Source organism: Nocardiopsis valliformis DSM 45023 (genome assembly GCF_000340985.1).
GTDB lineage: Bacteria > Actinomycetota > Actinomycetes > Streptosporangiales > Streptosporangiaceae > Nocardiopsis > Nocardiopsis exhalans.
On sequence record NZ_ANAZ01000002.1, the window covers coordinates 31685 to 53800 of the forward strand.

The 22116-nt window shown below is 67.9% G+C and carries 14 protein-coding genes and 1 pseudogene; 4 read left to right on the forward strand and 11 right to left on the reverse strand.

The features are described from left to right. Positions 1-6: 6 nt before the first annotated feature. The 4 genes and pseudogenes from D457_RS34390 to msrA all read right to left on the reverse strand — a co-directional run bounded on the left by D457_RS34390 (position 7) and on the right by msrA (position 6074). Complete coding sequence (locus D457_RS34390) at positions 7-1872, reverse strand: YcaO-like family protein (protein ID WP_083926625.1); 1866 nt, start codon at positions 1870-1872, stop codon at positions 7-9. A gap of 8 nt (positions 1873-1880) precedes the next feature. After that, a complete protein-coding gene (locus D457_RS35515; protein WP_152514100.1) occupies positions 1881-2939 on the reverse strand; it encodes a hypothetical protein in 1059 nt (352 codons plus the stop codon). Between the two features lie 443 nt (positions 2940-3382). Continuing rightward, positions 3383-4583, reverse strand: a pseudogene (locus D457_RS0100770) (IS3 family transposase). 807 nt (positions 4584-5390) lie between these two features. Continuing rightward, a complete protein-coding gene (gene msrA / locus D457_RS0100780; protein WP_017578730.1) occupies positions 5391-6074 on the reverse strand; it encodes a peptide-methionine (S)-S-oxide reductase MsrA in 684 nt (227 codons plus the stop codon). A gap of 132 nt (positions 6075-6206) precedes the next feature. Between msrA and rarD the strand changes: the two genes are divergently transcribed. The 3 genes from rarD (at position 6207) to D457_RS0100795 (ending at position 9713) form a co-directional block, all read left to right on the forward strand. After that, positions 6207-7163, forward strand: coding sequence for an EamA family transporter RarD (gene rarD / locus D457_RS0100785; RefSeq protein ID WP_017578731.1), 957 nt, complete (start codon positions 6207-6209; stop codon positions 7161-7163). Positions 7164-7286: 123 nt separating this feature from the next. After that, complete coding sequence (locus D457_RS0100790; RefSeq protein WP_026116193.1) at positions 7287-8189, forward strand: hypothetical protein; 903 nt, start codon at positions 7287-7289, stop codon at positions 8187-8189. Positions 8190-8402: 213 nt separating this feature from the next. Beyond that, positions 8403-9713, forward strand: coding sequence for a hypothetical protein (locus D457_RS0100795; RefSeq protein ID WP_017578732.1), 1311 nt, complete (start codon positions 8403-8405; stop codon positions 9711-9713). A gap of 84 nt (positions 9714-9797) precedes the next feature. Here D457_RS0100795 and D457_RS0100800 read toward each other — a convergent pair whose 3' ends face one another. Further along, the gene (locus tag D457_RS0100800) at positions 9798-10982 is read right to left on the reverse strand and encodes an FAD-dependent monooxygenase (RefSeq protein ID WP_026116194.1); all 1185 of its coding nucleotides are present in this window, start codon (positions 10980-10982) and stop codon (positions 9798-9800) included. A 210-nt stretch (positions 10983-11192) separates the two neighbouring features. On the opposite strand from D457_RS0100800, the gene D457_RS0100805 reads away from it, so the two are divergent. Then, complete coding sequence (locus D457_RS0100805) at positions 11193-12212, forward strand: hypothetical protein (RefSeq protein ID WP_017578734.1); 1020 nt, start codon at positions 11193-11195, stop codon at positions 12210-12212. Between the two features lie 5 nt (positions 12213-12217). Here the strand turns inward: D457_RS0100805 and D457_RS36715 are convergent, their stop codons facing one another. The 6 genes from D457_RS36715 to nuoL form a co-directional block, all read right to left on the reverse strand. Further along, complete coding sequence (locus D457_RS36715) at positions 12218-13771, reverse strand: serine/threonine-protein kinase (RefSeq protein ID WP_026116195.1); 1554 nt, start codon at positions 13769-13771, stop codon at positions 12218-12220. 4 nt (positions 13772-13775) lie between these two features. Further along, positions 13776-15569, reverse strand: coding sequence for a serine/threonine-protein kinase (locus tag D457_RS35285; RefSeq protein WP_017578735.1), 1794 nt, complete (start codon positions 15567-15569; stop codon positions 13776-13778). A gap of 136 nt (positions 15570-15705) precedes the next feature. Continuing rightward, positions 15706-16710 (reverse strand): polyprenyl synthetase family protein, encoded by a 1005-nt coding sequence (locus tag D457_RS0100820; protein WP_017578736.1) that lies wholly within the window; start codon positions 16708-16710, stop codon positions 15706-15708. 139 nt (positions 16711-16849) lie between these two features. Further along, positions 16850-18511 (reverse strand): NADH-quinone oxidoreductase subunit NuoN, encoded by a 1662-nt coding sequence (gene nuoN, locus D457_RS0100825; RefSeq protein ID WP_017578737.1) that lies wholly within the window; start codon positions 18509-18511, stop codon positions 16850-16852. Then, positions 18508-20166 carry an NADH-quinone oxidoreductase subunit M gene (locus tag D457_RS0100830; RefSeq protein WP_017578738.1) on the reverse strand — a complete coding sequence of 553 codons (1659 nt, stop codon included), beginning with the start codon at positions 20164-20166 and terminating at the stop codon, positions 18508-18510. Before D457_RS0100830 ends, nuoN begins: the two co-directional genes overlap by 4 nt. Continuing rightward, positions 20167-22113: an NADH-quinone oxidoreductase subunit L gene (gene nuoL / locus D457_RS0100835; protein ID WP_017578739.1), complete on the reverse strand. Its 1947-nt coding sequence runs from the start codon at positions 22111-22113 to the stop codon at positions 20167-20169. Positions 22114-22116 lie beyond the last annotated feature (3 nt).

Genomic DNA, 22116 nt, shown 5'->3' on the forward strand with positions numbered 1-22116 from the left:
TGCGAATCACATGGGTATTCCGAAGCTCCATTTCGCGTTCATGATCCGCTTTCCTGCTGCGCTGTCCGAGGCCCACTGATGGCAGATCGCCTCTGTCATGAACGCACGTACGGCTCGTCGGTCCCGGATCGGGCTCCTTAGCTCGGTGAATCCGAACTTCCGGCCCTCGCTACGGGCACGGCAGATGATGCGATCTAGCAGATCGGTCTCCTCCATGGTTCGGCCAGGAAGGATCGGTCGACGGCTGCTGCGAAAATCTGACAAATAATCGATTAGAGCGGTGACGACCGTTCGGCTGTGCCATTCCTCGTAGGCCTGGTCTGCTTCGTTCCGAGGTGCTCCGTGTGAGACCTGGGTGAAGACCTGGCAGGCCTCGTCCTGGGACCGCTCGACCGCCTCACCCATCGAACAGCCACTGCCCGATCCCCGAGCCGCGATCCCGCTTCCATGTGAAAGAGCGAAGGTGTGTACGACAGGGATCGGTTCGCCGCCGTAGACGACCGAGAGCAGTTCGAAGCCATCGTTTCCCCCGACCCGGGCCACCAGTTCCCCAACGCGCATGTTGAGGAAGCCGTCATAAAAACTGTCGCGCTCAACTATTTCGCAGGCGGCGCGCACCAGCGCAGCTTCGAGGGATCTGTGCGATGCAAGGCCCGTGGTGTGACCGTAGGTCGGCTTGCGGTACGGTGCCCCGGGAGTGTACGGAAAGAGCACAAGACTCGCCGGGACTCTCAACGGTGCTTCATCGACAAGGGACTGACCGGATATTAATTCGATCGGTTCTTGTTTTTTTGCATTGTAGATCGGACCGTGCGGATGAAGAGAATGGATCGATATGATTTCCGAGTCCGATCCATATTCTGAATACGCGGGGGTCTGCCACGCGGCGTACCGTTCGATGGATTCTCCAACCGCACCCTCGATCGCCTGTTTTTCGCTGGTATTCTTCCCGCTGTTTCCTTCAAGCCCGGCTACGCCACCGCAGGGGGTCAGGCACGACGCAATGACCACGCTTCCCGACGTATTTTTGACCCGAAAGCGTCTGATCAACCCTCTCTCCCAGGACAAGGAAGCAATTTCACCTTCCAGGACCTGTCGGTGGCGCAGTTCGGTCCAGAGGATCCTCCGCTCGTGACTCCTCACTTCGTAGACCACGTTCCTGGCCCCGTCCTCGAGGAGCAGCTTCAGAGCTTTCCCCAACCGCTGCATATTTTCTGGGTCGGTCCTGTGGGATATCGGACGGTGAGTGAACCCCAGCTCTGTCTTATGGATTTCTTCTGCCCATGACCAACTGGCGTCGTGATAGTCCACCCAGGCCTGAGCGGAGTCGATGATCGGGCCGACGTGAAGACCTCCGTCGCTCGTGGAACCGATCCAGACAACTGGCCTCTGTTCAATGGCGCGGTTCAGCCAGTCAGGCTCATGTACCGGTTCCTTGTACGAGAGGTGTACCAAAGGGATATTCCCGTACGAACCGGGCGTGTCGCTCGTGTCACCGTCGGGATCCTGGATCTCTGCGGTCATCCCCACCTTTGTCAGCGCTGCCGACAGTGCGAAAGCAAGGTGTCTTTCCTCCGGCGGCGCAGTGAGAAGGACATCAGGGGCTGCCGGGGTTACGCAAGAATTCCTGGACATCGCGAAGTATGCTTCGATGTAATCGATCACGGGACGGCGCGGAGATACAGTGAATTCTTCGGGTGATGCTATCTCACTGATCGCTGAAATCTGCTTTGACGTCAGGGTGTCGAAGGATGCACCTATGCTCACTGTGCTGCGTGGGCCGAGCATGATGGTATTGCCATCATCGTCCAATACATGCTGAACCCAAGGTGCCAGAGCCACCGTGTCCGTACGAAGAGATCGTTCACTCATGGCATCAGTCAGTCATCGGCGGGGCCGGTGATTTCATCCAGGGCTTGCAAAGCCTTCTGCACTTCGGTTTGGGGGTAACTCGTGGCCAAGAAGTCATCGATCCGTTCAACCGGTGTCCCGTTCCAAAGAAGCCCCACTGCGAACTGCGTGGCTTCGTTGTGGGAACGGATCTGGTTGTACAAGCTCTTGCGGTGCAGGACCGGTAGCAAAGCAGATATCGCTTGGCCGGAGGAATCGCTGCGCAGGTCGAGGGCGTTCAGAAAATCATCGTAGTAATCCACACCCCAGTTAGTTCCGGCGATGTCTGCCGCAAGATGGTAGACGAGTAGTGCTTCTCCTCCAGCCGCGACTTCCTTGAGTGTTCTGCGAAACCTTTTCGGTGCAACTTGTTGGAGAAGACGAAGGCTTGACATCTGCCTGTTGACGTTTGCCGAATCCTGGTGCACCATGTCGACGACGGCGACGCCTGTCTCCCAGAACTCCCACGGACGCAACCGCTGTTCCGAACCCAAATCCGGGTGATTATGGCACCTCAGGCTGAGGGTCACACTCGGCTGCTTGAGCCAATAGAGGTCGTGGATCAGTTCCGGTGTGATCTCCACGGCTTCGCCAGTGGCAAGTGTGTCTCTTTTCAGTGCGGACAACGTCCCTAGGCGGAACCCTTTTTCCTCCTCCTCGTGCTGGTGGAAGGAATAGGTCTGATGCACGCGTCTTCCGTAGACCGGAGCGAACGCACCGCAAGAGACGTGTGAGTGTGTGGGGCTTGCGTTGTGTGCCCAGAAAAGAAGGTCGACCCGGAAATGTCTGTTGTTGGCCACGGTGAGTACGGGTTCCCCGAAGTCATTGGACCAGTCTTGGCGCGGCAGCCCTGAAGTCACCGCAACTTCGAGTACCTCAGCAGGATCGATGTCGAAGATGGACGGAGCGTCTTCCATCGTTTGACGTGCGATTCTCGGAAGACTGGCATGATCGAAACCTTCGCGCTCGTACTCGCGCAGGATGGTCATCTCAAATTCTTTGATGGGTCCGCCGACATGTGAGGGCCAGTTCCGCTCCATCGCGTTCATCCTCTTTCCACTGTGAAGCGTGTGGCCTCTGCCGAACGAGGCCACACGCTTAAGAGGTCAGTACGTCTTGCACTGCAGAAGCACTGCCTCGTCCTCAAGCTTCATTACCTTGACCTCAGGCAACTCCTGCTCGAACGTGACCTTTTCGTCCTGCTGCTCGGTGTTGTCCATGTCATACCTCCTTTCGCTGCGCCATGCTACGACGCGCTCAGCTACAGGGCAAGACCTATTCGACAAATCATCTGCCGTGCCCGCATTGACAAGAGGGACGGCACCCGGTGCCAGGGCTGTTCCAAATTCGGGATCGTAAGGTATCAGCGCTGGTCACGGCCCTGTAGCAATTCGATCAAAACCTGTACCAACAAGCAACGGAGCCCGCTAAAAGATCAGGGACTCTCACATTGATGTTGCTTTAGTTCGGTAGACACCTGTGAGCTGGGGTTTTACGCGGCCTGAGACAGCGCCGCAAGCCTGCCTTGAGCAACTTCGGTGTGACGACGTTCATACTCAGCCGGGCTGAGCTGACCATTGGCCGAATGCCGCCGCCAGGGGTTGTAGAACCCCTCGATATGGGAGAACATCTCCCGCTCCGCATCCGCCCTGGTGGCGAAACGGGTGCGGTCGATCAACTCGGTCTCCAACGACGCGAAGAAGCTCTCGGTGACGGCGTTGTCGTAACACGACCCCGTCCGCCCCGTGGAGGGAGCGATCCCTGCCTCCTCGCAGCGGCGACCAAAGGCCAGACTGGTGTATTGCGATCCCTTGTCCGAATGATGGATCAGCCCCGGGCCGGGACGGCGGGCGGTCACCGCCATGGCCAGCGCGTCGCAGACCAGATCGGCGCGCATGTGAGGGGCCATCGCCCAGCCCACGATGCGGCGCGAGAACAGGTCCATCACCACCGCCAGGTACACCCACCCCTGGTCGGTGGGCACGTAGGTGATGTCCGCGCTCCACTTGGTGTTGGGGGCATGGGCGGTGAAGTCGCGACCGATCAGGTCCGGCGGGGCTGTGGCCATCCGGTCCTGTGAGGTCAGGCTCTTGCGGCCGGTGCGGCGGTGGACCCCGACCAGGCCCTGGCGGCGCATCAGGCGGGTGATGCGGTTGCGTCCAGCGCGGATGCCGTCGAGCTCGGCCAGGTCGGCCTGGAGCCTGGGGGAGCCGTAGGTGCCGCGGGAGCGCTCGTGGTGGCCCTGGATGCGCTCGGACAGGTCAGCGTCGGAGCGTTCCTTGGCCGTGGGGCCGTCCTGGATTCGGTGGTGGTGTTTGTAGTAGCCCTGCCGCGATAGGCCGAGCAGCCGGGACATCAGGGAGACTTCAGTGGCGTGTCTTTTCTTCGTCGATCAGCCGGAACATCACCGACTGGTCTCCTCAGGCGAAGAAAGCCGTGGCCTTGCGCAGGATCTCGCGCTCTTCGCGCAGCTGGGCGTTCTCTCGGCGAAGGCGGGCCACTTCGGCCTTGTCATCGCTGGTGGTGCCCTCTGCCTGGCCGGAGTCGATCTTGGCCTGATTGATCCAGGTACGGATCGTCTGGGCCGAGGGTTCGAACTCAGCTGCCAGGTCCTCGGGGCTACGGCCGGAGCGGGCCAGCGCGATGATCTGATCGCGGTACTCCGGCGGGTACGCAGGGCGGGTCTTGGGCACTTCAATCTCCTCGTTCAATGACAAAGCATCCGAAAGCGGACACCTGTCCACCGAACCGAAGCAAGATCACATCTCTGACTTCCAACCGCCCTGACTCCAGACCTGTACCTGATCGCACAGATGCGGGTCCCCGGGCACCAGCGAGATCGACGCTCTGGCCATTCTGCTGGAGGTCGTGGACTTGACCGGCGTAGTGGTCACCGCCGATGCCCTGGGTGGTCCCACGGATAAACCGGTCAGCCTTCTGCTCTTCCTTGCGCCCATCTTCGTCTGCCAGACGCCTCACATCCTTCCATCCTCACCAGAAGAAGGACGAAAGCAGGAAGCTTGCGATAGCTGGCCATGAAAAATCTGTGCACACAGGGCATCGCAGAAACCGGCCTACACGCACCTAAGGCGAGTGACCCTCGAGAAAGGGGGGTGCTCATCCGGCTTGTCCTCGGCGACAGCCAAAGTACCTGCCTTGCAAGCGTGTGCCAGCTCAGGTGGACGAAGAGGGCCCCGCGTGCCAGGTGGGATGAGGGCGGCCCGCTGGGGAGCGTCCGAGAGACACAGGTCCACCGAGCACCGAACCAAGGAAAGCTGCCTGGCCGGGAGGCACAACCCGCCCCACAGCACCCAGGGAACCCCACCACCCAACAAGCAGCTGCGACCACCTCTGACAGCTTCGTCGGCCCCTGCTCCACAGCCCGGTTTCGAGGGCTGAGTGCCTGCGCTAGATGGCCCAACCATCATTCAATGATGGTTGAGCCATCGTTGAACCATCATTCGAGCGTTCGCGGGGGTACTCGCACGTGTTCGGCCGTACTACTCGGCCGAGCGCGCAGAGTCCGCGTCGTTCGAGGTCACGACCCCGATCGGGCAGCTGGCACCGGTTCCGCCGATCCCGCAGTAGCCGTTAGGATTCTTCTGCAAGTACTGCTGGTGGTAGTCCTCGGCGAAGTAGAAGGCCTTGAGCGGGGCGATCTCGGTGGTGATCGTGCCGTAGCCCGAGCGGATCAGGATCGGCTGGAAGGCGTCGCGGGTGGCCTCGGCCGCCTCGCGCTGGGCCTCGGAGTGGTAGTAGATCGCCGACCGGTACTGGGTGCCGACGTCGTTGCCCTGGCGCATGCCCTGGGTGGGGTCGTGGCCCTCCCAGAACACCTTGAGGATCTCGGTGAAGGAGATCTTCGCCGGGTCGAAGACCACTCGGACCATCTCGGTGTGCCCGGTCAGGCCGGAGCACACCTCCTCGTAGGTGGGGTTGGGCGTGTAGCCGCCCGCGTAACCGACGGCGGTGGTGATGATGCCGCGTTCCGCGCCCAGTCTCCAGAAAGTGCGCTCGGCGCCCCAGAAGCAGCCCATCGCCACGTCGGCGATCTCGCTGCCCTCCGGGTAGGGCGGGGTGAGCTGGGTCCCCAGCACGGTGTGCCCGAAGGGCACGTCCATCGGGGTGTCCCGGCCGGGCAGGGCGCGTGCGGGGTCGACCATCTTCGTCTTTGTGCCGAACATGGTTCCAGGCTATCCGCCCCGTCCACGGGTTCCCAGGGCTGCCCACAGCCTGGGGAGAGACCGCCCGGGGCGTTGTCCACAGACTGGGATATACGGGAGACAGGACCGAGGATTCGTCCTACCATTGCGGATGTGCCGGAAACCAACCGCGGCGTCGCCCTCGGGGCGACCGCCTTCCTCATGTGGGGCTTCGCGGCCCTCTACTGGCCCTTCCTCTCCGCTTCCGAACCCTCCGAGGTCCTCGCCCACCGCATGGTCTGGGCCCTCCTCGCGATGTGCGTCTTCCTCCTCCTGGCCCGGCGCGGCTGGTCCTGGCTACCCCAGGTCCTGCGCAGCCCCCGGCAGTTGCTCCTGGTCGCCGTCGCCGCGGTGCTCATCTCGGTGAACTGGTGGGGGTTCATCTACTCGGTCTCCATCACCCAGACCCTCCAGGCCTCACTGGCGTACTTCATCAACCCCCTGATGACGGTCTGCCTGGGCGTGGTCTTCTTCGCCGAACGCCTGCGCGCCGCCCAGTGGGTCGCGGTCGGGCTGGGCGTGGTGGCGGTCGGCGTGATGACCGTCGCCTACGGCTCCACCCCCTGGCTCTCCCTGCTGATGGCCTCCTCCTTCGCCGCCTACGGGGCGGTGAAGAAGTACGTGAGCCTGGACGGGATGCAGAGCCTGACCGTCGAGACCCTGATGATGTTCCTGCCCGCGCTGGGGTTCGTGCTCTACCTGGAGGCGACCGGGGCGGGCACGGCCTTCTCCATCTCCCCCGGGCACACCGCCCTGCTGGTCGGCGGCGGATTCGTGACCGCGCTACCGCTGCTGCTCTTCGGACTGGCGGCGCGCAGGGTGCCGCTGAGCGTGATCGGCATGCTGCAGTTCATCGCGCCGACCATGATGTTCCTGATCGGCTGGCTGATCCAGGGCGAGGAGATGCCGTTGAGCCGCTGGATCGGGTTCCTGTTCGTATGGCTGGCCGTGTGCGTGTTCGCCTACGACCAGATCCGGAGCTCACGCGCCCGCTCGGCGGTGGCCAGGGCCGAGGCGGCACGGGTCGGGGCCGCGCAGGCGCCGACACCGCGGCCCGAACCCAGAGTGTGACCCCTGACCGGGTCCCCGGTTTCGGCCAATCAAAACTACCCTCAGTGACAATGTGCTAACGTCAGGTCGTGGGCGCCGGGCTCTGCCCCGCCCCGACCTGGCCACACGTCCCGGAGGGTCCCCTTGATTCCTCGCACCAGCCGAACCGGCGCGCTCCGCGCCGCCTCGGCCGCGTGCGCGGCGGCACCCTCCCTCCTGGCCCTCCCGCTCCTGGTCGGCGCTTTCCTCGCCGTGTTGTGGCTGCTCGCCGCTCCAGCCCAGGCCGACGCCGGTTCCGGCACGCTCGGGGGCCCGGTCGCCGAGACCGCCTCCGCCGCGGGCGGAGCCCTCGGTCTGGGTGAGACTCCGACCCTGGAGAAGCAGACCCTGGAGCGGGTCGTGCCCGAGGAGATCACCGAACCGGTGACCGCAACCCTGGGCACCGTGCACCAGCGCCTGGAGAAGGGCACCGCGGACACCGCGGCCGTCGCCGCCACCCTGCACGAGCCCGCCGCCGAGGTCCGCGACGAGGTGCGCGGGGTGGTCACGGAGATCGACCGCGCCCGCGGCGAGACCGTCGAGCGGGGGCTGGCCCACACGCTCCCGACCACCGAACCCCGCGCCTCCCGCACCACCGGCCCGCCGGAGGACGAGGGCACCGCGGGGACCGGGGACGAGGAGCGGGATTCGAGCTCCGAGTCGACCGACGGATCCACCGAGGCCACGTCACCGAGCACACCTGACGCGCCCGTGCGTCCTGCCGTTACGGCGCAGCAGCACCACTCCGAGTCGGCCGCCGAGACCACCCGGGCGACCACCGCCGGGACCGGCGCCGCCGACCGCGCCCCCGAGCCCCAGCGCTTCCAGACCGCGACCGGCTCGGCCGCACCCGCCGCCAGCGCACCGGCCCCCGCGGGCGGCGTGGCCGGATACCTCACGGCGGCGCCGCTGCCCGCGCCTGCCGCCGACACCGTGCGCCTGGCCGCGCACCGGCTGCACACCGTGCCCGCCGACCCGGCCGACGACCCCACGGTCTCGCCGGACTAGCGAACGGTCCCACCCCAGGCGCGCCCTTCCCCGCGCGCCCCGGACCGTTCCCAGCCCGTACTTCTCCGGTACTTCTCCTGGGAGCTGACCTGAGTCCCGTGCCGTCGTTCACGTGATTCACGTCAGCCGGTGGTCCGCACCGGCTTCCCATGGCCGCCGTCCACGGCGTCGCGGCCGTTCCGACGTCCAGAGTTTCATCAGAGAAGGAAACCCATGACGCAGACCAAGCGTTTCTCCGCCCGAGCCGTTCTCCTGGCCACGGGTACCGCGGGCTTCGTGGCCCTCGGCGCCGGAGTCGCCGGCGCCGGGGTCACCGGCACCGGTGCCGAGACCATGGAGACCGTCACGCACGACATCGCTCCCATCGTGGAGCGGGCGCTCGTCGAGGGTGTGGCTCCGACCATGCACAAGCTGGCCCCCGAGGGGGTCACTCCGGTCGCCGACAACGCACTGAGCGAGCTCCAGGCCGCCGCGAACAACGAGAAGGCCGCCCCGGACCTGGGCACCGTGCTGCCCCCCTCCCCGCTGGCCGACGCGGTGACCGAGGCGCAGGAGGCCACCGGTCTGGACGGCGACCCGCACGACACCGTCGGCCAGGCCGCGGGCCGGGCTCTGGAGGCCAGCGCCCAGGACACCAGCATCGCGCTGGAGGACACCGCCCGTGAGGCCGGGGGGAGCGTGGAGGAGACCGCCAACGAGGTGCTGCCGCACACGGTCCAGTCCGTGGCCGACATGCGCGACGAGATGCTCGCCCTGCCCGAGCTGGACGCCACCGAGCTGCCCGACCTGCGGGACCGCCGTCTGCCCGAGCTGAGCGAGGCGCCCTCGCTCAGCGATGTCACCGGCCTGACCGGGCAGAACACGCTGTCGCTGAACGAGCTCGGCCCGGTCGACGCGCTGTCCCAGGCGGCCCCCGCGACGGTGCCCATGAGCGCCGCCGCCCCCGCCGAGTCCACCGACCTCACCGCGCCCAACATGTGGGACCTGGCCGCGGCCTTCGGCCTGGAGACGCCCGGTGGGCTCCAGGACGTGGTCGAGGCCACCGAGCTGACCGCCGACAACTACGTGAGCCTCGGAGAGGAGGAGGTTCTGGGCATGGTCGGCAACCGCGCCTGGGACGACGAGAAGCTGACCGCCGTCCAGACCGTCCCGCAGAGCTCACCCCAGACGGTCGCCGCCCAGACCCCCGGTGTGGAGGCTCCCGGCTTCGAAGCGCCCGGCTTCGGTGACCTGACCGACGCCCTGCTGACCGGTATGGGCGACGCGGGCAAGGCCGAGCCGATCGCCCTCAACGGCCCGCTGGCCGACGCCGGGCTGCCCCAGGTGGCCGAGGGCCTGGACACCACCACGGTCGAGGACCTGGTGGCCGGTCTCAGCGAGGGCGGCCTGCTGGACCAGCTGGACACCAGCGACCTGGTGTCCATCGAGGGCGGCAGCCCCGAGCCCGAGACCCCCGCGGGCATGGTCGAGCACCCCACCTTCACCGAACTGCCCGGCTCCGAGGCCCTCCCCCTCGTGCGCTGATCCTTCCCCGCACCCGCACAGCGTCACGGCGGCGCCGCCCTGCTCCGGGGCGGCGCCGCCGTCGTGTTCGCTCCAGGGAAGCCGTCAGGCCGGAACGTGGTCGGCCAGCGGGAAGTTGTAGGCCCGCTTCACCCCCGCCGTCACCCCGGTCCGGGTGGTGATCCCGACCAGCACCCCCATGAACAACGACATCACCCGGAGCCCCAGCTCGCCGGTGTCCGGGGCGGCCAGTGAGGTGTGCGTACCGCCCATGGCGTGGTTGGCGTCGACGAACTCGCGCATCGCCCGTTCGTAGGCGGGAAAAGCAGCACGGTGGTCGCCGCCCGCCCTGGCCAGCGCACCACCGAGCACGCACGCGCCTACGAGCGCCATGGTGCTCCCCTGGCCGGTCATCGGGTCGGGGCAGTAGCCCGCGTCCCCCAGCAGCGCCACCCTGCCGCTGGTCCAGGAATCCATGTGGATCTGCACGGTGGGCGACATGTGCGTCATCAGAGAGGTCTCCATCTCCGACAGCAGGTGGTCTGCCTCCTGCCCGTCCCCCGCGAAGCGCTCCTTCAGGGTGCGCCGGTGCCGGTCGAGGTCCTCCAGGGGTTTCTTGTCGCGGGTGAGGATGGTGCACTCGAGACGGTCGGGTTCCGGGAAGGGGGCGAGGAGAACGCCGCGCCCGGGCTTGATTCTCCCGACCATGCGATCGGTCAGACCGAGGTAGTTGTCGAGCTCGAAGAGAGCAAGATTGGTCCCCAGGTACCTACGGAAGCGCTCCTTCGGCCCGAAGACCAGCGACCGAATGTTGGAGTGGATGCCGTCCGCGCCCACCACCAGGTCGAACTCACGCGGCTCCCGGTTCTGGAAGCTCACGGTGACAGCGTCGGCGGTCTCCTGGAGTCCGGTCACCGAGTCGTCGAAGAGGTACTCGACCTCATCACTGACGTGCTCGTACAACACCTCGCAGAGCTCCCCGCGCCGGATCACCAGCCCGTTCTCCTCGCTGACCAGCGCGGTCCCGGGGATCTTCACCTCCCGGCGACCACCGAACCCGAATCGAACCTCGCCCGGCGCCAAGGATCCCCGCTCACGCGCCTGCCCCAGAACTCCCATACGGCGCAGGGCCTCGACCCCGACGCCCTCGATCTGGAGGCGGTGGCCGACAGCGCGCACCATCGGCGACCGTTCGACGATGGTCGGGCGGAACCCGTACCGGTGCAGCCAGTGGGCCAGGGCGGGACCGGCGACCCCGCCGCCGGAGATCAGGACTCGCGTTTCGGACATGTCGGCCTCCAGGAGTTCGCGTGCCTCACTTTTGATTGTACGTACGTTCAAATCCTCGTCAAGTGGTTCTCGTGCAATCCCGATACCGACCGGCGCCGCCAACAGAACACGCGCGACCACTGCCAGCACCGGCCGCACGCCACCGAAATCGTGGCCAATCCGATCCCTTAAGTCCAACTTGTCCATTTCTGCGCCCGCAAGAATCAGGACATGGTTCTCAGCAAGATCATCGAGTGGGACGACAACCGTATCGCCCGCAAACACGGCCTCACCTACGGCGAGGCCTGGCGTGACCCCGACCTCGCCGCCGCCCTCCCTGCCGTCACCAGCGGTGACATCGCCATGGGCCTGGCGCTCCTGGGCACCGACGACCCCCAGCTCCGGTCACTGCGCCTGCACGTGCTCTCCGACCGGACGATCCCCCTGCTCGCCAAGCTGGAGTCCGGGATGGACCAGCCCGACCCCGAACCAGACCTGCTCATGTGGGCGGGCGCCACCCGGGTGAAGGCCGCCTGGGAAGTCCGTACCTCCCAGCGCGCCAGGGACGTCGGGCCTGAGCGCTTCAAGCGCTTCCACGAGATGCTGGCCTCCGCCCGCGAACCCCTCCTGTACGCGGCGCAGACGACTCTGACCCCCACCGCCCTGGACCAACTCCAGTGGTTCGGACTGGGTATGGAGATCCCCCGGGAGGAGATGGACCAGCTGTGGGAGCGGATCGTCGCACTCGACCCGCACCATCACTGCGCGATGGAGGGCAGGCTCCAGGTGCTGTGCCACAAGTGGCAGGGTTCCCACGAGGAGATGTTCACCTTCGCCCGAGAGGCGCCCCGCAAGGCCCCTCCCGGTGACCGGTCCCACCCACTGATCGTCCAGGCCCACTTCGAGTACGCCGCCATGGCCCTGGACGATCGGGGTCTGGACACCTACGGCGCGGTGGGGAAGATGCTGCGGGACTACTACGGCGACCCCGCGGTGACCGCGGAGGTCGCCGCGGCCGCCGACCGCTGGCTCTCCGGCGACCCCTCGTACCCCACCGCAGCGGCGGACGCGCACTGCCTGGGTTCCGCGCTGTACGTCGGCGGCGACGAACAGCGGGCCGCGGCCGTCCTCGCCCGGGCCGGAACCGTGGTTCCGGAGTACGGCGCCCTGTGGAGCTACCTGGACACGAACCCCGCGGCCCGGTACGCCCGCGTCCGGACCAGGCTGGGCATTCCCCTACCCACCGTCTGAGCGGCTCAGACGCAGTCCTCGTAGACCGTCGAGTACAGCTGTCGCACCGCGTCATAACAGAGCCCGACCGGGGGTTCGCCGCGCACGTTCTCCTCGTAGTCGGGGTCGGTGTAGACGATCAGCCCCCGGTCCGGCGCTCCCGGGAAGAACACGCTCTCGTCGTCCGTCGACGGGTCGATCTCCTCATCCGGTGACCGGGCTGGAAAGACACCCTCCTGGGTGACGACGATGAGATTGCCCCGAGTGATCCAGCTGAGACCGGAAACCTCTGCCCCGAGATCGATGACGAGCTCATCCGCGCTCCCCCGAGAGATTCCGGAGAACAGTACCGACCTGCTGGCCGGTCCGGGGTTCACGGTGATCACCCCGTAGGGCGCCCGCTCCACATCCGGATAGTCCTCCTCGGTCCAGATCCTGTCGACCTGGCTGACTCTGGCCACCGTGGTGTGCCCGACGTTGGTGGCCGTGGCACGTGCGCCCTCCGGCGGCCATGCTTGCCCGTCGAGCCCGGTCCCGGGCACCCCGGCACCCGTTTCCGAAGCTTCCTGCTCGGTACCGGTCTCCGTGTCCGCTGTCCCTGCGTCCTGAAGCAGCAGCGCGGTACCCGCACCGATCACCAGTGCGGCGGCCACCGCGGCAACGACCAAGAACGGGGCGCGTCGGCGGGCCGGGGCCGGGGCGGCCGCGGAACCGCCGAAGCCCCGCCACTCCCGGTCGACCAGGGTGGCCGCTTCCTCCCCGCCCCGGGTCAGTCGGTGCAGCAGGTCAGCGGCGCCCGGGCGGCGCGCCGGGTCCTTGGTCAACGCCGCCTGAACCAGGGGCAGCAGCGGGCCCTGGAGCCCGACCAGATCCGGTTCCTCCCGGAGCACCCGGCGTGCGACCACCTGTGGCTCACCCGCCCCGAACGGTGCACGCCCGGTGGCGGCGTAGGCCACCAGCGCGCCCCAAGCGAACACGTCCGCCCCCGAGGTGGAGACCCCGTCCCGGTAGCGCTCCGGAGAGATCCAGCCCGAGGACCCGGCCAGCCCACCGGTCCGGGTCAGCACGGTTCCGTCCATGGCGCGGGCGATCCCGAAGTCCAGTACCCGGGGTCCGGCCGGGGAGAGGATGACGTTGGCGGGTTTGAGGTCCCGGTGCACCACTCCCTGGGCGTGCAGCGCACGGAGGGCCTCCAGGACTCCTGCCGCGAGGGACAGCAGTGCTCCCCCGGCCAGTGGGCCCCTCTCCCGGGCCCAGCGGTCCAGGGCCAGCCCCGGAACGTACTCGGTGGCCAGCCACGGCAGGCGTGCCCGCGCGTCGGCGGCCACGAAACGCGGGGCGAACGGGGTGGAGACTCGCTCGACCAGCCCGATCTCCCGGTGGAACCGGGCCCGGAACTCGCGGTCGGCGGCCAGCTCGGGGTGGACGGTCTTGACCGCGATGACCGCTCGGCCGCGTCCGCGTGCCGCGTAGACGGTCCCCATCCCGCCCGCACCGAGGCGGCCGAGCAGCGTGTAGGGGCCGATCCGGGCGGGGTCGGCAGTGGTGAGCGGCGCGAAAGTGTCTCTTGGCTGACGCACCGGATCACACCCAGTCCGGGTCGCAGTCGCCGCCCTGGTGGGCGGGGTTGACCCCGGGCCCGCCGGCCTCTTCGGCGTCCACGCACTTCAGCGCGGTGGGAGGCCCGAACTCCACGGACTGTCCGCCGTTCAGGTTCTCCTCCTCAATCACGTACTCCAGAAGGCTGCGTGGCGGCAACCCCTCGAAGGTGAGCCGGAACACGCCCGAAGGCTGTTCGGGGCTGAGGACGAGCACTACCTCGTCCTCCTCCGGTGTGTACAGGTCGGGCTCCTCCGTGCTGCGGCCGGAGAAGGAGCCAGGCGCGAAGACGTAGGCCAGGAAGTCCTGGCCGTGGACGACGAGGTCGCCGCTGTCCCGGGCATAGATCCCTTCGCCTTCGAGGACCACCTTCCCGTCCTCGACCACCGCCGAGGTGAAGGTGAGGGCGGCGTACACCTCGCCCTCACCGATCAGATCGGGCAGGCCTTGGGGGTTGCTGCCCGGGTCCGGGACCCCGTACAGCTGGATGCTGTTGGGTCCGCCCTCGACCAGCCCGACGGTACCGGCCACGTTGTCGCGGTTCTCCTCCAGGAGATTGACGCCGCCCAGGTCGGTGTCCGGGAACTCCACCACCGGCTCGGATGGTTCCTGCGCTGCCCCGGCCTCCTCCGCCTGCCCCGCTTCCGTGTCGCCGGACCCGGCCCCACCGCCCGCTTCCTCCACGGCCTGTTGGGAACCGAAGAACCACCCGCCCGCCGCCACCAGTACCAGGGCGGTGACCGCGGCCAACGACATCATCAGTGCCCTCCCCCTCCGGCGCCTGGGCCGCTGCCGCACCGGGCCACTGGTCCAGGCCGTGGTGTCGGTGTGCTGACCGACCACCCACGTGGTGCCGAGCATCGCGGGCAGCAGCCGGGTGGCGGCGTCCGCCTCGGCCTGCCCCTCCCCGCCCCGCCCCAGTCCGACCAGGGCCCGGAGCACACCGGCCGCGTCGGGACGGCGTCCGGGATCCTTGTCCAACGCCGCGGCGACCAGGGGCCGGATCTCGTCGGGCACCCCCTCCGTATCGGCTTCGCCCTCCAGAGTGCGGAAGGCGAGCACATCGGCCTCCCCGCTACCGAAGGGGTCCCGGCCGGTGGCTGCGAAGGCGACCAGCGCACCCCAGGCGAACATGTCGGCCGAGGGCGCGGGCCCGGCACCCGCGTACTGCTCGGGGGCGAGCCAACCGGGGGTGCCGAACAGGCCGCCGGTCCGGGTAAGGGCCGTGCCGTCCAGGGCTCGGGCGATCCCGAAGTCCAGCACCTTGGGCCCGGCCGGGGAGAGGATGACGTTGCCCGGTTTGAGGTCCCGGTGCACCACACCCTGAGCGTGCACGGCACGCAGCGCGTCGGCCACTCCGGCCGCGAAGGCGGTCAGCATGCCCCTGGTGAGCGGGCCGTGCTCGCGTACGTGCTGGCGCAGGGTGCGGCCCGGGACGTACTCGGTCGCCATCCAGGGGCGCTCACCGGTGACGTCGGCGTCGAGAAAGCGCGGGGTGCACAGGCTGTCGACCCGGCTGACCAGGGCCACCTCCCGAGCGAACCGGGCCCGGAAGTCGGGTTCGGCGGCCAGCCGCGCGTGCACGGACTTGACCGCCAGGGGGCTCCCGGCGGCGTCGATCGCGCCGTACACCGCGCCCATCCCTCCCGCACCGAGCCGCCCGACCAGCAGGTACCGGCCGATGTGTTCGGGATCGTCGAGGGTGAGCGGGGAGAGCCCGGGGAGTCGGTGGGATTTCGGGTTCAGGGGTGTGGCTGGGTTTCGGGGGGTGGGCGTCACGGCTCGACTTTCCGCTGTGAGGGGTCGGGGCGCGGAGGCAGGATGCGGCGAGCGGGGTCAGGGGTGCCGAAGGCCCCCGGCACCCGTGACGGGTGCCGGGGGCCTCAACAAGAATCGGGGGCGGTGGACCAGCAGGTCAGCCGTTGCGTTCCACCACGTAGTCGCACAGCGCCAGGAACGCGTCCCGCGCCGGGATGTCCGGCAGGGTGGACAGCTCCTGGCGGGCCTTGTCGGCCCAGCCGCGCAGGGTGGCGTCGGCCTCGGCCATGGCCGGGTGCGGGCGCAGCAGCGCCAGGGCCTCTTCGGCCTCCTCGTCCCCCAGCGGGCGGCCCAGCAGCGACTTCAGCCGCTCGTCCGCCACCTCCTGGGAGCGCATCGCGTAGAACATCGGCAGGGTCAGCACGCCCTCACGCAGGTCCGTGCCGGGCACCTTGCCGGACTCGTCGCTCTCACTCGCGACATCGAGAATGTCGTCGGCCAGTTGGAAGGCCATGCCCAGCGCGTCACAGGCCCGCGTCAGGGTGCTCACCGTCTCCGGGTCGACCTTGCCGAACATGCCGCCGAACTCCGCGGAGGAGGCGATCAACGACGCGGTCTTGTCGTCGATGACGTTGAGGTAGTGGTCGAGCGGGTCGACGCCATCGCGCGGGCCGGAGGTCTCCAGGATCTGGCCCTGGACCAGGCGCGCGAAGGTCTCGGCCTGCAAACGCACCGCCTCCGTACCGAGGTCGGCCAGCATCGTCGAGGCCTTGGCGAACACGAAGTCACCGGTGAGGATGGCGATGGTGTTGCCCCAGCGCTGGTTGGCGCTGGGCTTGCCGCGGCGCAGCTCCGCCTCGTCCATGACGTCGTCGTGGTAGAGCGTGGCCACGTGGGTCAGCTCGACCACGGCGGCCGCCGGGATGAGGTCGGGGACCCGGGGGTCGCCGAAGTGGGCCGCGAGCAGCACCAGCATGGCGCGGAAGCGCTTGCCTCCGGCTGCCAGCAGGTGGGAGGCGGCCTCGGTCAGCAGAGGGTCGCTCGACCGAACCGACTCCCTCAGCAGTTCCTCGACCTTCTCCAGGTCGTCCTGGATCTGGCTGGCCAGGGTCGGGTCGACTCTCGGCAGAGCGAGAAAACCGCTCGGGACAGCACCGCTCACCGTAAAGCTCCACCTGTTGAACGGGCGTGTCGGCGACCCCCTGTAAGGGGGCCGCCGCACGCTCAGCACATGAACATGATCCGACTTGCCACGGTATCCGACCCGGAATGATCGTCCAAAGCCACACCCGGGTCTGCGGTCATTCCCCGGTCGGAGCCTCCGTGACCTGGTCGACCATCACCGCGGCGGGCTCCTGACCCGGTTCCCCGGACGGCAGAAGGGTGTCCAGGAAGGCTCCCGGGAAGATCCCGAGCGCCAGCGTGGCCGCGACACCCACGGTGATCACACCGCCGGTGAGGAAACCGGCGCGGGCCACCGTGGGGCCCTCGCCCTCCGAATCCCGGAAGAACATCACAACGATGATCCGGACGTAGAAGAACGCGGTAACGGCACTGCTGAGGACACCGACCACGACCAGCGGAGTCGCCCCGGCCGCCACGGCCGCCTCGAACACCGCGAACTTACCGATGAACCCACTGGTCAGCGGGATACCCGCGAAGGCCAGCAGGAACAGCGACAGCGCCAGGGCCAGCCCCGGGGAGCGGCGCCCCAGCCCGGCCCACTTGTCGATGTCACCGAGCTCCTGACCGCCGTCCCTGGTGCGAATCAGGGTGACGACGGCGAACGCGCCCAGCGTGGTGAACCCGTAGGCGGCCAGGTAGAACATGGCTCCCGCGAGGCCCTCGACGCTGCCCGCGACCACGGCGGTGAGGATGAACCCGGCGTGCACCACCGAGGAGTAGGCCAGCAGCCGCTTGATGTCTCGCTGGGTGACGGCCACGATCGCGGCGACGACCATCGTCAGGATGGCCACCGTCCACAGCATCGGCTCCCAGATCTGCGCCGAGGTGCCGAAGGGCACGAAGAACACCCGCAGCAGGGCGCCGAAGGCGGCGACCAGTGTGCAGGAGGCCATCAGCGCGGTGATCGGGGTCGGTGCGCCCTGGTAGACGTCCGGCTTCCAGTTGTGGAAGGGCACGGCGCCGACCTTGAACAGCAGGCCGATCGCGACCAGGCCCACACCCATCAGCAGCAGCGGTTCGCCGTTGCCGCCCTGGAAGATCTCGGCGCCGCCGGACTCCACGGCCTGACGGATCACGGCGAAGTTCACCGAACCCGCGTAGCCGTAGACCATGGCGATGCCGAACAGGAAGAACGCCGAGGAGAACGCGCCCAGCAGGAAGTACTTGACCGCGGCCTCCTGCGAGAACAGGCGGCGTCGACGGGCCAGACCGCACAGCAGGTACAGCGGCAGGCTCATGACTTCCAGAGCGATGAACATGACCAGGAAGTCGTTCGAGGCCGGGAACATCAGCATGCCCAGCACCGCGAACAGCACCAGCGGGTAGATCTCGGTGTGCTGGGAGCCGGCGAGGATGTGCGTGCGCTCCTCCTCGCTGCCCGGGACCGTGGCGGCCTGGGCCGAGAACGCGTCCCGGCCGTCCCGCCGCTCGGCGATCAGCATCAGGCTGATCAGGGCCAGAACGGTGATGGTGCCCTGGAAGAAGAGCACCGTGCGGTCCAGCGCCAGCACGCCGTTGCCGACGGTAGTGCCCTCGCCGACCGCCTCCACCTGGAGGACGATCAGCAGGAACGTGACCAGCAGGGAGATCGCCGTGAGGGCGATCTGCACGGTGCGGCGGGAGCCCTTGGGCCAGAAGGCCTCGAAGAGCACCGCCAGCACACCGGCGCCGAACAGCACCAGGAGCGGCGACAGCAGCCACCAGTCCAGGACAGGCGTCACCTCGGTGACGCCGTGGAGCGCCGGAGGCGCCCCGTCCGCGAGGTTGAGGGGGATCACTCCTCGACTCCTTCCGCGTCGCTGTCCGCGACCGCCACCTCGGTGTCGGCCTCGGCCTCCACCGTGCGTTCGACGGCGGGGTTGATCACGTTGAGCAGGGGCTGCGGGTAGACGCCGAACGCGATGATCAGGGCGATCAGCGGGGCGACCGCCCAGGTCTCACGGGCGGACAGGTCCGGCAGCTTGGACAGCTTCTCGGGGGTGGGACCGGTCATCGTGCGCTGGTACATCCACAGGATGTAGAGCGCCGCGAGGACCACGCCGACCGCGGCGATGACCGCCGGGACCGGGTTGAAGGCGTACACCCCGACGAACACCAGGAACTCGCTGACGAAGGGTGCCAGGCCCGGCAGTGCCAGACCCGCCAGACCGGCGATCAGGAAGACCCCGGCCAGCTTGGGCGCGACCTTCTGGACGCCCCCGTAGTCCTCGATCCGGGCGCTGCCCTGGCGGGCGATGAGGAAGCCGACGACCAGGAAGAGCGCGCCGGTGGCGAACCCGTGGTTGACCATGTAGAGCGCGGCCCCGGCCTGGGCCTGGTGGGTCAGGGCGAAGATGCCCAGGGTGATGAAACCGAAGTGGGACACCGAGGTGTAGGCGATCAGGCGCATCATGTCGCTCTGACCGATCGCGAGGATCGCGCCGTAGACGATGCTCACCAGGCTCAGCGCCACCACCGGCCACACGAACCAGGACACGGCGGCCGGGAACATCTCCAGGCAGTACCGGAGCATGCCGTAGGTACCGACCTTGTCCAGCACACCCACCAGCAGGACCGCGGTGCCGGGGCTCGAGGAGCCCGCCGCGGTGGGCAGCCAGGTGTGCACCGGCCACATCGGGGCCTTGATCGCGAAGGCGATGAAGAACCCGAGGAAGAGCCAGCGCGCGGTGGCCGGGTCGATCGCCGCGAGGGCGCCGCCCGGGTCGGTGAGCTCGGTCCACAGGAAGGTGCCGCCGATGACGTACACGCCGATCACCGCGACCAGCATGATGAGGCCGCCGGCGAGGCTGTACAGCAGGAACTTCATCGCGGCCTTGGCGCGGTCGGCGCCGCGCCCGTAGCGCCCGATCATGAAGTAGACCGGGATCAGCATGACCTCGAAGAACACGTAGAACAGGAAGACGTCGGTGGCGGCGAAGACACCGATCATCATCGCTTCGAGGGCCAGGATGAGCGCGAAGTAGCCGCGCCCGCCGTCCTCGCGGTCCGCGTGCTCGTTCCAGGCGGCCAGGATGACCAGCGGCACCAGGATCGCCGACATCAGGATGAGGACGAGCGCGATGCCGTCGACCCCGACCGCGTAGTGGATCCCGAAGTGCGGGATCCACGGGTGGACCTCCTCGAACTGCAGGCCCCCCGCCCGGGAAGTGTCGAAGTTCAGGGCCATGACCGCGACCAGGACCAGGGTCGCGAGCGAGAAGCCCAGGGCCAGGCGCTTGGCGGTCAGCGCCGGATCGCCGGAAGCCGAGCCGGTGGCCGGGCGGGCCTTGGTGGCCGTGGCGGTGCCCGCACCGGCCTGCCCGGAGACGGCGGCCGAGGCAGACACACCGGCCGCGGCAGCACCACCCGCCGGGGTCTTGATGCGCGGCAGCGCCCAGATGACGGCCGCGCCGATCGCGGGGAGCGCGATCGCGAGAGTGAGCCAGGGGATCATTTAGAACCTCACAACCAGCGTCGCGGCGACGATCACGGCGCCGAGGAGCATGGTGAGCGCGTAGGTGCGGGCGAACCCGGTCTGCGTCTTACCGAGTCCGGTGGAGGAGTCGCTGACACCGGCACCGATCCCGTTGACCGCGCCGTCGATGACCTTGTCCTCGATCACCACCAGCGCCTTGGTGAGCACCTGGCCGGGACGCATGAACAGGCCCTCGTTGATCTCGTTGCCGTACAGCTCGTTGCGGGCCGTGTTGGTGACGAGGTTGCCCTTGGGCGCGGTGCGCTCGACGGGCTTGCGCAGGTACATGAACCAGGCCAGCGCCACCCCGAGGACGAGCACGACCAGGGCCGCGATGCCGTAGGGGGCGGTGAAGGCGTGGCCCACCGTGAAGTGGGGCAGTTCAGCGCCGGTGACGGGCTGGAGGAACGCCGCGAAGCGGTCCCCGGCCACCAGGAAGGCGCCGAGGGCGACCGATCCGATCGAGAGCACCACCATGGGGGCGGTCATGCTCACCGGCGACTCGTGCGGGTGCACGCCCTCGTCCCAGCGCTTCTTGCCGAAGAAGGTCATGAAGACCATCCGCGACATGTAGAAGGCGGTGAGCGCGGCGCCCAGGATGATGGCGCTGCCGAAGACCATCCCGGCGGTGCCGCCGATGCCGAAGGCCGCGGAGATGATGCTCTCCTTGGTCCACCAGCCGGACAGGAGCGGAACCCCGATGATGGCGAGGTAGCCCAGGCCGAAGGTGGCGAAGGTGATCGGCATCTTCGATGCCAGACCGCCGTACTTGCGCATGTCGACGTCGTCGTTCATGCCATGCATGACCGAACCGGCCCCCAGGAACAGCCCGGCCTTGAAGAAGCCGTGCGTGACCAGGTGGGCGATGGCGGCGACGTAGCCGACCGGGCCGAGCCCGGCGGCCAGCACCATCATGCCGATCTGGCTCATCGTGGAACCGGCCAGGGACTTCTTGATGTCGTCCTTGGCCGCGGCGATGAGACCGCCCGCCAGCATGGTGGCGGCGCCGACCGACATCACCGCGATCTGGGCGACCGGAGCGCCCTCGAAGATCGGCCCGGCGCGCACGATGAGGTACACACCGGCGGTGACCATGGTGGCGGCGTGGATGAGCGCCGACACCGGGGTCGGGCCCTCCATCGCGTCCAGCAACCACGCCTGCAGCGGAAGCTGCGCGGACTTGCCGCAGGCTCCCAGCAGAAGCAGCAGGCCGATGGCGAGGAGGATGCCGTCACTGGCCCCGGGCACCGCGGCGAAGACCTCACTGAAGCTCACCGCGCCGAGCGCCGTGAACATGATCATGATCGCCACGAGCAGGCCGATGTCGCCGACCCGGTTGATCAGGAACGCCTTCTTGGCCGCGGTGGCGGCGGAGGGCTTGTACTGCCAGAACCCGATGAGCAGGTAGGACGCCAGCCCCACACCCTCCCAGCCGAGGAACAGCAGGACGAAGTTGTCCGCGAGCACCAGTACGAGCATGGCGGCGACGAACAGGTTCAGGTAGGCGAAGAAGCGCCGCTTACCCGGGTCCTCGGCCATGTAGCCGAGGGAGTAGATGTGGATGAGTGAGCCCACGAAGGTGATCAGCAGGACGAAGCTGATCGAGAGCGGGTCCACCAGGAGGTTGATCTGGGCGGAGAAGTCACCCGCCGCGAACCACTCGTAGACGGGGACCGAGACGGTGCGCTCGGCGGCGCCCCGGCCCAGGAGGTCGAACAGGGCCAGCAGGGCCCAGACGAAGGAGCCGATCGGCAGGAGGGTGGCCAGCAGCGGCCCCCATCCGTTGGTGCGCCGCCCGCCCAGCAGCAGGACCGCCGCGCCCACCAGGGGCAGGGCGATCAGCAGCCAGGCGTTCGACAGCACCGCGCTGTCGGCCGCGGTCGCCACCGCGGGGTCGGCGGCGAGGTACGCGTGATGTTGTGTCACTTT

Excerpts from the sequence above, each read along its gene's own strand:
- D457_RS34390 (WP_083926625.1), bottom strand. The coding sequence starts at position 1,872 with ATGAGTGAACGATCTCTTCGTACGGACACGGTGGCTCTGGCACCTTGG.
- D457_RS35515 (WP_152514100.1), bottom strand. The coding sequence starts at position 2,939 with ATGAACGCGATGGAGCGGAACTGGCCCTCACATGTCGGCGGACCCATC.
- msrA (WP_017578730.1), bottom strand. The coding sequence starts at position 6,074 with ATGTTCGGCACAAAGACGAAGATGGTCGACCCCGCACGCGCCCTGCCC.
- D457_RS0100795 (WP_017578732.1), top strand. The coding sequence starts at position 8,403 with ATGACGCAGACCAAGCGTTTCTCCGCCCGAGCCGTTCTCCTGGCCACG.
- D457_RS0100800 (WP_026116194.1), bottom strand. The coding sequence starts at position 10,982 with ATGTCCGAAACGCGAGTCCTGATCTCCGGCGGCGGGGTCGCCGGTCCC.
- D457_RS0100805 (WP_017578734.1), top strand. The coding sequence starts at position 11,193 with ATGGTTCTCAGCAAGATCATCGAGTGGGACGACAACCGTATCGCCCGC.
- D457_RS0100830 (WP_017578738.1), bottom strand. The coding sequence starts at position 20,166 with ATGATCCCCTGGCTCACTCTCGCGATCGCGCTCCCCGCGATCGGCGCG.